The following is a 14753-nucleotide window of genomic DNA, read 5'->3' as shown; positions in this document are numbered from 1 at the left end:
ACAAGAGCCTGCGCGTCGACCGACGCACCTACAAGGCCACCATCAGCATCGACATCCTGGGCGAGCCGATCAGCCCTTAACTTCACGGCCTTGGCCTTTCGGCCGCGGCGACCGACCCCGGTCCCGTCGGCTGTCCGACCACTGCCGCCACCCGACCGTGGCGAGGCCGAAGGACGGGACGACAGGAACCGGGGCTGCGGGTACCGACACAGTTGCGACTACGACGTGTCTGGACGCATTGGCGAGTGCCGGCAGCTGACGCCAGGCTGGCTCGAACGAATCAGCCCCGGTGTCCGATCGGAGCGGGGGCTGAGAAAAGAACGGACGGGCCGCCAGCTGAGCTTCCCGGCACGGGATGGGCGGCCCACCGGTTCAGACGTCGTCATTAACCCAACAGAATGGATATGGAGAAACAATATTGACGAATAGTCACCCTAATGGCTCAGTAAAATGAGAATCATGCCGCCGGGGGCGTCTCATGCCACCGCTCCACGGCGCTCTCGGCGAGCGGACACCCTACGAACGCCACAGCAGAAGCCCCGGACCCGCGTGCAACCGAGCTCCGACAGATGCACGGGTAGGGGTTCCCGGCCACACGGCGCAGGGGAGCCGAGCGCAGGGAACCCGCACCACGAATCTCATGGTGTTACGCCCGTCTCTTTGGACCTGAAATCCTTCCTGCCGACGGGGACTTGAAATCTTCCGAAGACGCGTTTCATCCATCGGCGACGCGGAGATGAAGAGAGTGATTCAACCGACGGGCCGCCCATCCCTCCTCGGGGGTGAGCGGCCCGTGGCATTTCTGCCCAGCTGTGTCGACGAGCCCCGGAGCAGGATCCGCACCTCTGTACGAGTTCCGTACGGAGGCTCGGCGGGCCGAGGGCGGCCCCTACCGAAGGGGCCCCATGAATACGGACGTTCAGGCACCAGCGCGGGAGCTGCTGCAGATCGCCACCCCCTCCCGCCACGCCACCACCGGCCAGGTGGCGGCGGGCCCCGTAGACCCGACGGTCCCGGTCGGCTCCAATCCTGTCGGGCTGGCATTCATCCCCAGTGGCGGCCTGTACGTCACCAACAGCGGCTCGAACGACGTGACGCTGATCAACACCAGCACCGACACCGTCGCCATCCCGAGCATCCCCGAAGGCGGCACCACCCCGGCGTGGCCGGCGATTGCTCCCAACGGCAACGCCTACATCCCGAACAACATCTCGAACAACGTGTCGGTGATGAACACTGCCACCAACACCCTTGTCGGCGCCCCGATCCCGCTGTCCGGCGGCCCCGCCGCGGTGGCGGTCATCCCCAGTGGTGACGTCTATGTCAGCCGGTTCTCGGCAAACAGCGTGTCCGTGATCAACACCACCACCAATCTCGTGGTGGGCGTCCCGATCGCCGTCGGCTCCGGACCTGTCGGGATCGCCGTCGCCCCCAACGGCAACGCGTACGTCGCCAACCGAGGGTCGAACAGCGTCTCGGTGATCGACACCGCCACGAACACCGTGATGGGCGCCCCGATCCCCGTCGGAAGCCAGCCGAACTGGATCGCGATCGCGCCCAACGGCCACGCCTACGTCGCCAATATCGGGTCCAGCGATGTGACGGTCATCGACACCACCACCAACACCGTTCTGGTCCCCAGCATCCCCGTCGGCTCCAACCCGTGGGGAATAGCGGTCGGTCCCGACGGCAACGCGTACGTCGCCAACCGAGGGTCGAACAGCGTCTCGGTGATCGACACCGCCACGAACACCGTGGTGGGCGCCCCGATCCCCGTCGGAAGCCAGCCGATCACCGTGGCGATCGCCCCCAACGGCAAGGTCTACGTCGCCAACATCGCGTCGGCCAATGTCAGCGTCATCCAGTTCGCCCCCACGCTGAGCGGCATCAGCCCCAACCAGGGACCCACCACCGGCGGAACCGTCGTGACCATCACCGGCATCAACCTGACCGGCGCCGGCGTCACCATCGGCGGCAACCCCGCCACCGGCGTCAGCGTCAATGCCACCGGCACGCAGATCACCGCCACCACCCCGCCCGGGGCGCCCGGACCGGCCACCGTCACCGTCACAACCCCTGGCGGTACCGCCAGCCTGGTCAACGGCTTCACCTACGCCGTGCCCACCTCGCTGACCGCCACCCCGGCGCTGACCAAGCTGTTCCCGCCGCACGTGTACTACCCGTTCCTCAACGCCACTCTGACCGACCTGGTCACCGGACTGCCGGTTCCCGGTCGGACCATCACCTTCAGCACCGGCAGCCAGATCCTGGGCTCCGCCACCACCAACGCCCAAGGCATCGCCCAGCTCCCCGAGGCGATCACCTTCCCGCTGATCCTCGCCAACGGCGGTTACACCGCCACCTTCGCCGGCACGCCCGCCCTGCTGCCCTCCACCGCCATCGCAGGCATCATCATCCCGTAGCCGCACCGGACTTGACTGCGTCGCACCACCGCCCCGGATCACCGGCCCGACCGCATCGACCGCCGATCCCTTCGGCGGGCGTTGACGGGCCGGTGGCCGGTCCGTCGCCAGTGCCCGTTTCACGGTGTTCTTCGAGATCCCCAGGTGCTGGGCGGTCCGCCCAGACCGGCATCTGCTCGGCCCGGTGCAGCCGCGGAGATCGTCGCGGCTGCACTGCTACTACAGACGGCGTCTTGCAGACCGCCCGGTAGCCGGCAGGAGGGTGCGCCTGGACCTGAAAGCGCGTCGTCTCGTGTGCGGAACGACCTGTGCGGCCAGCGGACGTTCGCGGAGCAGATCCGGGATCCGACGTCCCGGCACGCGCGGCGCGACGGTGCGCACGCGGGTGCGCCGCAGACCCGGCAAGTCGCCGACGCCTGGCATCTGCTGCACAACCTCGCCGAGGCCGTCGAACGTGTCATCGGCGGCACCGCGCCGACCTGCGCGAACCTCTCACTGTCAGAGAAGACCAGCATGACGTGCCCCGTTCCAGAGCGGTCGCCTCGAACGAGCTGGACGTCCACGGAAGGCCACGTCTCCTGGTCGCCCGCACCCGCGAACGCCACCAGCAGATCCACGAACGCATCGAGCGCGGCGACAGCCTGCGTGCCATCGCCCGCGAACTCCACCTCAGTCGCGGCACCGTCCTGCGCTTCGCCACCCCCTTGCAACCCGGTGGTGCGCTCCGCTGAACGAGTGACTGGCTGCCATGCCTCTTGCGTGTGTGGCGGTTCAGCTGACTTACTCGTGGTATCCGATCAGGGGCTGCCCACCCCTCCGTTTGGGGAAGGCAGCCCCTCGGTATGTGGTGGTGGGTGCCTGTCACAGGCCCGAAAGGGCGCCCATCGGAGGGCTGTCCGCCGGCGTGCCTTCCCAGTGCACCCGGCTGACGAGGTGGCTTATACGTCCGAGGAGGCGTTCTTGCGAGCCGCCAACATACTTCGAGCACTGCTCGGGACCGGCGCTGTCGGCGCAGATGTGCGCAACAGTCGCGCCTCGTTCGGCGGCGGCACCACAAGAACGCAGGCCCCGTCACGCTCGTGGCCGCCGGTGTCTGCGGCACCCTCCCGGACGACTGCGCCGCCACCCCGCACCTGACCGAGCCCTGTTGAGGCTCGGCGGCGGCACCACGGGACACCCAACCCGTCCATCCGAACCACAGGTCAACGGCGCGGTAGAACCACGCCGCCCGCACCGCATCCCAGGGCCCGCTCCCGTCCGGCACCCAGCCGGTCAGCGACTCCGTGGCCCAGTTCCGGCAGCGCTGCGGGGCCCTGTCCTGTGACCTGCCGGAACCCGATCACGCCCGGTGCGGCGGACTGCCGATTCGGCAGCTCCGGTGACCTGGGCCGCAGCGTCATCAGCCACAGCAAAGGAGATCAGTCATGGCACCCGTCATCAGCTCCATCTCGCCGACCTCGGGTCACGCGGGCCAGACGATGACCATCACCGGCACCGGCCTGGGGAGCCTGAGCACCACCAAGGTGAACGTCGGCAGCACCATGGTCACGCCCACCACGGCGAGCAGCACCTCCGTCACCTTCAGCACCCCTCCGGGGTGCGCCGGTCAGACCAACGTCAGCGTGACCGTCTCCGGCGTCAACAGCAACAGCAAGAGCTTCTTCTACGTCGCCGTCCCGACGGTCACGTCGGTGAACCCGAGCGCCGGTTCTGCCACGCCCGGCGTCCTCCACGTCTTCGGCACCGGTTTCGCAACCGCGACCTCGGTCGCCTTCGGCGCGGCCGGCACCGCCGTCCCCACCGTCCTGTCGGACAGCCACCTGACCGTCACCTCGCCGGCCCACGGCCCCTTCAGCGACTGCACCGACTCGGTGGACGTCCAGGTCACCAACGTCGGCGGCACCAGCGCCCCGACCGGACCGGCGGGTCAGTTCACCTACAACGCGGCGCCGACGGTCACCGGCGTGAATCCCGGTGCGGGGACGACGGGCACCCCCACCGCCGGGGTGATCGTCTCCGGCACCTGCTTCGCGGTCGGCAGCACCGTGACGCTGACCTCCGGTGCCACGGTCGTCTCGGCCACCAACGTCAACGTCAACAACGACACCACTCTCTCTTGCAACGTCCCCGCCCTGACGGCGGGCACCTACGACGTCCAGGTCACCACCCCCGACGGTGGCACCAGCGCGGTCGTCGTGGCCGACGAATTCGTCGTCGCCTGAGCCCTGACCCGAACCCGGACACCAACGAGCGGGCAGCCGCGTCACCGTCGCCATCGGTGCGGATCCGACGAGCCCCGGCCGCTCACCCACTGTGCCCTGGCTGCCGCACGGCAGCCAGGGCACGCCTCGTTCCCGACACGAAGGAGTGCCCGATGTCTCCGGTCATCAGCAGCATCAACCCCAACCACGGGCCACCCGTGGGGGGAACCGCTGTCACGATCAACGGCAGCGGCTTCATCGGCGCGACCTCGGTGAAGTTCGGGACCGTGCCGGTATCGTCGTTCGTGCTCGTCAGCGACAGCCAGATCATCGCCACCTCTCCTGCGGGCACCGGTTCGGTCGCCGTCACCGTCCTCACGCTGCTCGGCACAAGCAACAGCGTCACCTTCACCTACGCCGTCCCACCCGCGATCATCGCGGTGAGCCCGGCCTCCGGGCCGACGGGCGGCGGCACCACGGTGACGATCAACGGCGCCGGGTTCACCGGCGCGACGTCGGTGCACTTCGGCAGCGCCTCGGCACCGTTCATGGTGGTCAGCGACACCCAGATCTCGGCGACGGTGCCCGCGGGTACCGGTTCCGTCACCGTCACCGTCACCACCTCGGCGGGCACCAGCAACAGCGTGACGTACACCTACCTCGGCGCACCCGTGATCACCAGCCTGACCCCGAACCAGGGGCCGACCAGCGGCGGGAACACCGTCACCATCTCCGGCACCAACCTGTCGGGCGTGACCTCGGTGCTGTTCGGCACCCACACCGCCGCGCTCACCGCCAACACCGCCTCCCAGATCACGGTCACGGCACCCGCAGGAGCGGCGCAGTCGGTCAACGTCACGGTTACCACCGGGGTCGGCACCAGCAATCCGCTGCCGTACTTCTACCTCATGGCCCCGGCCGTCACCGGCCTGAACGTGACGATGGGGCCGACCAGCGGCGGGAACACCGTCACCCTCTTCGGCTCCGGCCTGGCTCTCACCAGCGCCGTGCATTTCGGGTCCGCCGCGGCCACCGACATCACGGTGATCTCCGACAGTCAGATCACGGTCACCACACCAGGCGGCACGGGGACCGTCCTGGTCACGGCCACCACACCAGGCGGCACCAGCACCGTCGGGCTGGGCAACGCCTACTACGTCTACGTCGCACCACCGGTCATCAACTCCCTCGGCCCGGCGCAGGGCTCGGTATCCGGCGGGAACGACGTCCTGATCAGGGGAAGCAACCTCACCTACACCGACGCCGTGTCCTTCGGCATCGCTCCGGCGTCCTTCGCCGCGGTTGCCGACACCATGGTCGTGGCCACCTCACCGGCCGGTGCCGTCGGCCCGGCCACCGTCACCGTCCACTCCCCGGGCGGCACCAGCAACGGGGCCGCCTTCCAGTACCAGCCGTAGCGCATCCCGAAGTCCGGCGACGGGCACGGCTGCCTGGGGTGATGACACCTACGCAAGGTGATTGCTGCTCCAGTCCTACGAGCACCTGTTCTGGGACACCCTGGGCGTCCTCGACGCCTGAGGCCCACCCCCCGGCACCGATCACCCCGGCACCGACCGCCACAGGTGGCCACCAGCCGCACTGACCGGCCGTTCGTCTCAGGCCTGCCAGTGCGGCTTTCCGCTGACCATCCGGCAGTAGATCACCCGGCCGCCCGCGTCGTGGGTGCTCCTCCCCAGGTCGGCGTTGCGGCAGAACTGCCCGGCCTCGTAGCAGTTGCCCGCGTTCGAGCGGATCTCGCACTGCCCGCCGCCGGCCGCCGCCGTGTGCTCCGGCGAGGGGTCGGTGGGCGGCTGCGCAGTGGTCACCTTCGGCTGCGGCGCCTGGGGGTCGGGCGGCGTGGCGGCCGGGGCAGCGGGCTGCGCCGGAGGCGTGGCCGCCGGGGTGACGGGCGCGGCCGGAGCCGGCGCCACGGGGGCCGTCGACGGCGCGGCCGGTACGACCGGCGCGGACGGCGCCGAGGTGACGGCCGAGCTCGGCGGGGCCGACGCCGAGGCACCGCCGTCGGCAGCCGACGGGTCGCAACCGGTCAGCGTCAGACCGACGGTGAGGACGAGTCCGGCGAATCCGGCCAGACCTGCCGCCCGGCGGCGCCCGGGTATCCGTGAAGGCATGGGAGGAGAACGCTCCGTTCCGTTTGGATGAGTCGTGCGATTCAAGCAGGGATCACACACGCCCCATACACCGATCCCCCACTCGTTGGCAGATCGAGACCTACCGGCTACCGACCGTCGCCACCCTCCCGGCAGCCGTCACCCTGAGCACCATGCCGTCCGCAACACCCGCACCGCCCGCATCCACGCCGCCCGCGCCCAACCCGCCTCCCCCGTCCGGTATATAGCGCCAGAGCGCAGGGGTAGGTGACATGTCCCGAACACCCCGATCGGCCGTCTACGGTTCCGGCAACCCCCACGCCGATCGAGGAGATCCCCCATGCTCCGCATCCGTGCGCTGGCGGCCGCTGCCACCCTCGCGACCGTCGCCCTCACCGCAGCCCCCGCCGTCGGCACACCCGCTGACGACCCATCCGTCGCCGATGCCCTGACCGCCGCCCCGCCGGCCGCTTCCGCCCACCCGGCCGTCCTCCCGCCCGCACTGCTCCATGCGCTCCAGCGCGACCTCGGCCTCTCCCCGCAGGCCGCCGCCGACCGGCTCGCCCTGGAGGGCCGGGCCGCGGTGGTCCAGGCCGCACTCGCCCGTTCGCTCGGCGAGCGCTGGGCCGGGGCCTGGGTCGACGGGCCGGACGCGGCCCTGGTCGTCGCCACCACGGACGCCTCCGCCGCCCGCGCCGTCACCGCCCACGGCGGCCGGGCCACCGTCGTCCGGCACTCCCTGGCCGTCCTGAACCGGGCCAAGGACGCACTCGACCGGGCGTCCGCGGCCGCCGTGCCCGCCGCCACCCCGCTCTGGTACGTGGACGTCCGCTCCAACACCCTCGTGGTGCGGTCCACCGACACCGCCCGCACCGAAACGTTCCTGCGGCAGTCCGGCATCGACCGCGCGCTGATCCGGGTCGAGGAGGTACGCGCCGTGCCCCGCCCCCTCGCCGACCTGCGCGGCGGGGACGCGTTTTATATCGACGGCGCCGCCCGCTGCTCGATCGGCTTCCCGGTCCCCCAGGGCGGTCAGCCCGGCTTCGTCGAGGAGCGCAACGCCACCGTCAACTACCAGGAGGGCAGCGTCTACGGCCTCACCCGCACCAGCGTCTGCGCCGAACCGGGCGACTCCGGCGGATCGTTCGTCTCCGGCGACCAGGCCCAGGGGGTGACCTCGGGCGGCTCGGGCGACTGCACCTCCGGCGGGGAGACCTACTTCCAGCCCGTCAACCCGATCCTCGGCACCTACGGCCTGACCCTGGCCACCGGCTGACGACCCCTCGGCACCCAGCCACCGGTAACCAGAAGCCCGCAACCGCCGGCCGTCGGCCGTCAGCGCAGCCCCGCCGTCCGACGCTCGAACACCTCGGGGCGGGCCGTCTCCAGCGCCGTCGAGACCGCTCCGAGGAGCACCGCATCCTCCCCAAGGAGGCTCGGCGCGAGCGTCGGACGCATCGGGGCGAGCCGGTGCAGGGCCTGCTCCAGCGGTTCCAGGAGCAGGTCCGCACTGCCGCCGATCCCGCCGCCGAGCACCACCAGGTCCGGGTCCAGCACGGCGGACAGGACGGCGACGGCGTAGGCCAGTTGCCCGGCCTCCCGCTCCACCGCCCGGAGCGCCGCGGGCTCCCCGGCGCGGGCCCGCTCGAAGACCTGCTTCGCCGTCAACTGCCGGGCCGTGCTCTCCCCGCCGAGTCCGAAATCCCGGGCGGAGCGCACCACGGCGTCCGCGGCGGCCTCCTCCTCGATCGTCCCGGTCGGCGCGCCCGCGCGGACGGGAAGCGGCACCAGGCCGATCTCGCCCAGCGCGCCGTGTGCGCCGAGTAGCAGCTCGCCGTCCTTCACCACCCCCAGCCCGAGGCCGGTGCCGACCAGCAGGTAGGCGAACATCCGGCTGCCCCGACCGGCCCCCAGGGTGTACTCGCCGAGCGCGGCCAGGTTGGCGTCGTTCGCCACCGACACGGCCGTCCCCAGGCCCTCCCCGATCCGGTCGAACAGCCCTGGCCGGCCCCAGCCGGGCAGGCTGGAGGCGTAGCGCACTCCGCGCCGCTCCTCGTCCCACACGCCCGGGGTGCCGATCACCGCGTGCACGATGCCCCCGGCGGCCAGGCCCGCTTCGGCGGTCGCCTCGTGCGCGGCGGCGACCACGGCGTCCGCGACGGCGTTCGCCGACCGGCCGCGGTTGGCCACGTCCCGGCGGGCGAGGACCGTCCCGGTGAGGTCCGCGACGGCCACCCGCAGCCGGGCCCGGCCGATGTCCACGCCGAGCACGTGCCCGGCGGTCGGGTCGACCTCGTACAGCACGGCGGTGCGGCCGCGTTCGGGGGCCAGCCGCCCGGCCTCGCGGACCAGCCCGGCCTGCTCCAGGGCGGCCAGCGCGGCCGAGACGGTCGGCTTGGACAGCCCGGTGTCCCGGGCCAGCTGGGCCCGCGAGGAGCCACCGTCGGTGCGCAGCAGCTCCAGCAGCAGCCACTCGTTGTTGCTGCGCAGCCGCTGCCGGTTCCAGGGCACCGCGGGGGCCCCGGCCGCCGGGCGACTGGTCGGCTGGTTGGGGCTCATCGGTCTTCCTCCGGTCTGGCTGCTCACGGACGTCTCCGGCTCGGGCCGAACACGGGCCTGGCACGGCCTGGCACGGCCTGCGGCGTCCGGTGTCGGGCGCCGCCGCCCAAGTATGACCGGTGATCATCAGGCCCGAGCCTGCCGGATCCGGACGCTTCGCGGTGCGTCGTCCGGGCGACCGCCGCGCACCGTCCAGGCGACTGCCGCACGACGCACACCACGCGCCACGCACCGTACGGGCCGCCGCCCGGCGGGCACCGGCTCCCCTACAACACCGTCTCCGGGCGGTCAATGTTTCACCCAGTTGTGGGCGTGCCGCGCCCCGGCGCGTGATCATGGGCGTATGCACTTCCGGCACGGCAACCGAGCAGAGGGCCCGCCGCCCGCGACACCGGTCACCCGGTCCCTGGCGGCGACGGCGGCGGCCCTCGCCGCCAGGCTCGGCGCGATCACCGGCGGTGACCACGGGGACGACGATTCCGATCTGCTCCGCGCGGTCCTCGCCGCCGCCCCGGTCGGTGTCGCCGTGCTCGACGAGCGGCTGCGCTGGCAGTACCTGAACCCCGCCTTCCTCACCGCCACCGGACTGCGCCGCGCCGACCTGCTCGGCCGCACCGCCGAGGCCACCGCCTTCGCCGGCGCCGCCGCCACCCTGCGCCGGGTGCTCGCCGACGGGCGCGACCGCGAGCACGCCACCGGCGGCCCCGAGGGCGCGGGCCACCCCGTCCCGCCCGGCCTACGGGTGCGCTACCGGCCGCTGCGGCACGCCGGCCGGACCACCGGCGTGATCGTCGTCGTCCTGGACGACCCGGACCCGGCCCGCGAGCAGCTCCGCGAGCTCGAACAGGCCCGCGCCCGGCTCGCGCTGCTCGATGCCGCCGCCGAGCGGATCGGCACCACCCTCGACGTCACCACCACCTGCGCCGAGCTCGTTGCCTTCGCCGTCCCCGGCCTCGCCGACCTCGCGACCGTCGACGTGCTGCCGCCCGAGGCCGAACCGCCCCGGCCCGGCCACGGCGCACCCCTGCGGCTGCACCGCGCCGCGGTCCGGTCCGTCCCCGCCCTGACCGCCGCGCTCGCCGACCTCGCCCGGCCCGGCGAATCGATCCGCCACCGGGAGGGCTCGGCCGCCGCCCGGAGCCTCACCGGCGGCGTCGCCGTCCTCGCCGAGACCGGCCCCGAGGACGCCTGCCCCGCCGGCACCGCCTCGCTGCTCGTCCTGCCGCTCGCCGCCCGCGGCCGCCTGGTCGGGCTGCTCACCCTCGGCCGCACCGCCGCCACCGCGCCCTTCACCTCCGACGAGGCCGCCCTGCTCGGCGACCTCGCCGCCCGAGCCGCCGTCGGCATCGACAACGCCCGCCGCTACACCCGCTCCCAGGGCATCGCCCTGGAGCTCCAGCGGGCCCTGCTCAGCGAGCCGGGCGACCCGCACCAGAACCTCTCCCTCGCCTCCCGCTACCTGCCCTCCGGCAGCAGCACGGTGGTCGGCGGCGACTGGTACGAGACGGTCCGGCTGCCGTTCGGCCGCACCCTGCTCGCCATGGGCGACGTCATGGGGCACGGCGTCGAGGCGGCCGTCGACATGAGCCACTACCGCTCCGCCCTGCGCGACATCGCCGGGATGGACCTGCCGCCGCACCGGATCCTGCGCCAGCTGGACAACGTCATCTCCGCCGACGACTCGGCGCGCCCCGCGACCTGCCTGCTGGCCCTCGCCGACCCGGGCCGCGGCCGCTGGACCCTCTCCAGCGCGGGCCACCTGCCGCCCGCCCTGATCGCCCCCGACCAGCCCACCGAGCTGCTCGGCGTCCCCACCGGCCCGCCGCTCGGCACCGGACTCGGCGGCTACGAGCAGACCGCCCGCCCGCTCATCCCCGGTCAGACCCTGCTGCTCTACACGGACGGCCTGGTCGAGCGTCGCGGCGAGGACATCGACACCTCCCTGGAGCGGCTCGCCGCGCTGCGCCTGCCCGCCACCGGCGACCTCGACGACCTGCTGGACGCCGTCCTCCACGCGCTCGCCCCGCCCCCCGCGCCCACCGCCGAGGACGACATCGCCATCCTGGCCGCCCGGGCCAAGCCGCGCTGACGACCGTCGCCCGGACCAAGCAGCGCTGACCGCCGCCCGGGCCGAGCCGCGCCGGTGACCGCCGCACGTGCGGGCCCGTACCCGCTCGGCACCGCCGCCCGTGGCGTTCACGCCTTCGCCAGCGCCTGCTCCACGTCCGCCCAGAGGTCCTCCGGGTGCTCGATGCCCACCGACATCCGCACCAGCCCGGCCCCGATCCCGGCCACCGCCAGCTCCTCGTCCGACAGCTGCCGGTGCGTGGTGCTCGCCGGGTGCAGGACCAGGCTGTGCACCCCGCCCAACGAGGGTGCGAGCGAGGCGAGGCGCACGGACTCGGTGAAGGTCCGGGCCGCCTCGCGGCCGCCGGCGAGGTCGAAGGAGAGGACGCCGCCGTGGCCGTCGGGGAGGAGGCGGCGGGCCAGCTCGTGGTCGGGGTGGGTGGGCAGGCCCGGGTAGTGGACGGCGGTGACCGCGGGGTGGGCGGCGAGGCGGCCGGCCAGGTCGAGGGCGGTCTCGCAGTGGCGGCGGACCCGCAGGGCGAGGGTCTGCAGGCCGCGCAGGGTCAGCCAGGCGGCGAACGGGTCGACGGCGGCGCCGAGTTCGAGGGAGTGCCGCCACACCGCGCGGTGCGGTTCGGCCTCGGCGAAGACGGCGATGCCGGCGAGGACGTCCGAGTGCCCGCCCAGGTACTTGGTGGCGGAGTGGACCACGATGTCCGCGCCGTGCTCGATCGGGCGGCACAGCAGGGGGGTTGCGAAGGTGTTGTCGACCACGCTCACCACGCCCGCCCGCTTCGCGACGGCGATCAGCCCGGGCAGGTCGGTGACCCGGGTGGTCGGGTTGGAGACGGTCTCCAGGTACAGCAGCCGGGTCTCGGGCCGCAGCGCGGCCCGGACCTCCTCCGGGTCGTCACCGCTGACGTGGGTGACCTCGACGCCCCGGCGCTCGGCGAGGTCGGCGAGCAGGGCGTGGGTGCCGCCGTAGAGGCTCCGCTGGGCGATCACGTGGTCGCCGGCGCGCAGCAGGGCGAGCAGCACGGTGGTGATCGCGCCCATGCCGGAGGCGGTGGCGAGGGCGGCGACGCCGCCTTCGAGGTCGGCGACGGTCTCCTCCAGCGAGCGGACGGTCGGGTTTCCGTGCCGGTTGTAGATGAACGCACCGTCCGGTCCGCCGAAGGACCGTGAGAGCGCGTCACTGGTGTCGAAGGCGAACAGGTGGCCCTGGTGCAGCGGTACGCCCATCGGCCGGCTGCCGACGGTCTCGGCGAGCGGCGGGTGGACGATCCGGCTCTCGGGGTGCAGTCGGTCCTGACTCTGGTGGCGGGTGGAGTCGCTCATGCCGCCCATCCTCGGGCGCCCCCACCGCCCGGGCCAGGGCCAATCGCAGCCGAGTGGCCTGCCCCGGGCGGGAGTTCCGGCACCACCGCCCGGTCGTCGCCCGGGCCGGCTACTTGCGGCGGCCGAAGATCCGCTTCGCGGCGTAGACGATCCCGACGATCAGCAGGACGAAGAACAGGATGATCAGGATGACCACGACCAGCAGGAACTTGCCCAGCTTGGCGAAGAAGCCCTTTTTCTTCTTCTTCTCGTCCTTGGCCGCGAGGTGCGCGACATCGGCGGTCGAGGAGGTCGAGGACACCGAGGAGGTCGAGGACGCCGTGGAGGTGCCCGCCAGGGTGCGCGGCGCGGCGGCGGCCCCGGCGGCGACGGTGTCGGGGCTGGTCGCGGCGGCCGCGACGGTTCGGGGTGCGGCCACCGCCGTCGCGCTCGACGCCGTGGCGGTGAGGCCGGCGGCGGCCAGCAGGGCCACCAGGGCGCCGGCTATCGAACGTGCGATCCGGTGAGTCATCGTGCTCCTCGTACGGGTCCGGGGTGGCGTGGACGAGCCCGGCCGAATCAAGCAATTTCTCATGCTCTGACCAGCAGCTTTTCTCATCCGCGCCTAGTATGCTCCACTGATGTTCTACAGCGGTGTAAAAGTTTAGCGACGGGCCTCGCCCGGATCGGCTCCGGCCCCGGGCCACGCAAGCCCACCGCTTCGACGGGGGGCACCGTGGCAACTGTGGAGGATGACGACGTGTCTGGCCGCAAGGGTTCCCCCGAATCCGGAATTTCGCCGCACCGGGCCGGCGGACGTCGGGCGGCGGGCCGCAAGGCCGCTCCGGAGCGGAGCAGCACGGACGGCCAGGGCGCCCAGGACGCGGCCAAGGAAACGGCCCAGGACGCAGCCAAGGACACGGCCAAGGGCATACCGGACGCCCGTCCGGCCGGGCGGGCCAAGAAGAAGCCCAAGCGCAGCACCAAGGAGAAGGTGCTCTGGACGACCGCCGGCTGCACCGCGCTCCTGGTCCTCGCCGGCGGCGCCCTCTACTACCGGCTCAACAGCAACATCAGCACCTTCGACCGGGACGCCGTCAGCAAGGACCGCCCGGAGGCCGCGGCGCCGGACGCCCAGGGCCGAACCCCGGTGAACGTCCTGCTGATCGGCTCGGACAGCCGCGGCAACGGCAACAGCGACCTGGGCGGCGGCGGGGACGGCGGCGCCCGCTCGGACACCGCGATCCTGCTGCACGTCTACGCCGACCACAAGCACGCCGTCGGCATCTCCATCCCCCGCGACTCCCTGGTCACCGTCCCGCCGTGCAAGCTCCCCAACGGCAAGTGGACCAAGGAGCAGACCAATGTGATGTTCAACAGCGCCTTCTCCGTGGGCGACACCGAGCAGGGCAACCCGGCCTGCACCCAGAACGCCGTCGAGAAGCTCACCAACCTGCGCGTCGACCACACCATGGTGGTGGACTTCAACGGCTTCTCCTCGATGACGAAGGCGGTCGGCGGCGTCGAGGTCTGCCTGCCGAACGACATCCACGAGGGGGACCTCAACCCCAACCTGGGCCACAAGGGCAAGCTGATCTTCCCCAAGGGCAAGCAGAAGGTCGAGGGCCAGTCCGCGCTCGACTACGTCCGGATCCGCCACGGCATCGGCGACGGCTCCGACATCGGCCGCACCAAGCGCCAGCAGGCCTTCCTCTCCTCCCTCATCAAGGAGGTCAAGTCCCGCGGCATGGACCCGACCACCCTGCTGCCGCTCGCCGACGCGGCCACCAAGTCGCTGACCGTCGACCCCGACCTCGGCTCGGCGGCCAAGCTGCTCGACTTCGCCATGTCCCTCAAGGACGTGGACCTGCACGACGTCAAGTTCCTGACCGCGCCCTGGCGTTACGAGGGCGCGCGGGTCGCCCTGGTCCACCCGGACGTGGAACAGCTCTGGGCCGCGCTCAAGGCCGACCGCACCATCGACGGCCAGGACGCGAGCGCCCCGGCCGCCTCCAACTCCTGTCTCTTATACACATCTGACGCTGCCGACGAGCGATCTAGTGTAGATCTCGGTG

General features: G+C 72.2%; 11 protein-coding genes. 7 read left to right on the top strand and 4 right to left on the bottom strand.

Going from position 1 to position 14753, the window contains the following annotated elements; translation table 11 throughout:
* The first annotated feature begins 905 nt into the window (after positions 1 to 905).
* The 4 genes from OP86_RS30405 to OP86_RS30390 all read left to right on the top strand — a co-directional run bounded on the left by OP86_RS30405 (position 906) and on the right by OP86_RS30390 (position 6042).
* Complete coding sequence (locus OP86_RS30405) at positions 906 to 2423, top strand: YncE family protein (RefSeq protein ID WP_033334057.1); 1518 nt, start codon at positions 906 to 908, stop codon at positions 2421 to 2423.
* Between the two features lie 518 nt (positions 2424 to 2941).
* Entirely contained in the window at positions 2942 to 3154 is a 213-nt protein-coding gene (locus tag OP86_RS30400; protein WP_030059792.1) for a helix-turn-helix domain-containing protein, read from the top strand.
* Between the two features lie 693 nt (positions 3155 to 3847).
* Positions 3848 to 4645 carry an IPT/TIG domain-containing protein gene (locus OP86_RS30395; protein ID WP_051831021.1) on the top strand — a complete coding sequence of 266 codons (798 nt, stop codon included), beginning with the start codon at positions 3848 to 3850 and terminating at the stop codon, positions 4643 to 4645.
* A gap of 152 nt (positions 4646 to 4797) precedes the next feature.
* The gene (locus tag OP86_RS30390) at positions 4798 to 6042 is read left to right on the top strand and encodes an IPT/TIG domain-containing protein (RefSeq protein ID WP_030059794.1); all 1245 of its coding nucleotides are present in this window, start codon (positions 4798 to 4800) and stop codon (positions 6040 to 6042) included.
* Between the two features lie 198 nt (positions 6043 to 6240).
* Here the strand turns inward: OP86_RS30390 and OP86_RS37295 are convergent, their stop codons facing one another.
* Complete coding sequence (locus OP86_RS37295; RefSeq protein WP_033334055.1) at positions 6241 to 6756, bottom strand: hypothetical protein; 516 nt, start codon at positions 6754 to 6756, stop codon at positions 6241 to 6243.
* A gap of 319 nt (positions 6757 to 7075) precedes the next feature.
* Between OP86_RS37295 and OP86_RS30380 the strand changes: the two genes are divergently transcribed.
* Positions 7076 to 8011 (top strand): S1 family peptidase, encoded by a 936-nt coding sequence (locus tag OP86_RS30380; RefSeq protein ID WP_051831019.1) that lies wholly within the window; start codon positions 7076 to 7078, stop codon positions 8009 to 8011.
* Positions 8012 to 8070: 59 nt separating this feature from the next.
* Here the strand turns inward: OP86_RS30380 and OP86_RS30375 are convergent, their stop codons facing one another.
* The gene (locus OP86_RS30375) at positions 8071 to 9294 is read right to left on the bottom strand and encodes an ROK family transcriptional regulator (RefSeq protein WP_033334054.1); all 1224 of its coding nucleotides are present in this window, start codon (positions 9292 to 9294) and stop codon (positions 8071 to 8073) included.
* Between the two features lie 343 nt (positions 9295 to 9637).
* On the opposite strand from OP86_RS30375, the gene OP86_RS30370 reads away from it, so the two are divergent.
* Positions 9638 to 11383, top strand: a complete 1746-nt coding sequence (locus OP86_RS30370; protein ID WP_167344241.1) for a SpoIIE family protein phosphatase — start codon at positions 9638 to 9640, stop codon at positions 11381 to 11383.
* 107 nt (positions 11384 to 11490) lie between these two features.
* Here the strand turns inward: OP86_RS30370 and OP86_RS30365 are convergent, their stop codons facing one another.
* Positions 11491 to 12699, bottom strand: coding sequence for a trans-sulfuration enzyme family protein (locus tag OP86_RS30365; RefSeq protein WP_051831017.1), 1209 nt, complete (start codon positions 12697 to 12699; stop codon positions 11491 to 11493).
* A gap of 109 nt (positions 12700 to 12808) precedes the next feature.
* Entirely contained in the window at positions 12809 to 13210 is a 402-nt protein-coding gene (locus OP86_RS38485; protein WP_051831015.1) for a hypothetical protein, read from the bottom strand.
* 228 nt (positions 13211 to 13438) lie between these two features.
* Here OP86_RS38485 and OP86_RS38480 point away from each other — a divergent pair.
* The coding region (locus tag OP86_RS38480) for an LCP family protein (RefSeq protein WP_483414677.1) at positions 13439 to 14753 on the top strand (1315 nt) is incomplete at its 3' end.

Source organism: Streptomyces novaecaesareae, from assembly GCF_000716875.1.
In the GTDB taxonomy this organism is placed as follows: domain Bacteria; phylum Actinomycetota; class Actinomycetes; order Streptomycetales; family Streptomycetaceae; genus Kitasatospora; species Kitasatospora novaecaesareae.
This window is presented reverse-complemented; position numbering and strand designations above follow the sequence as displayed.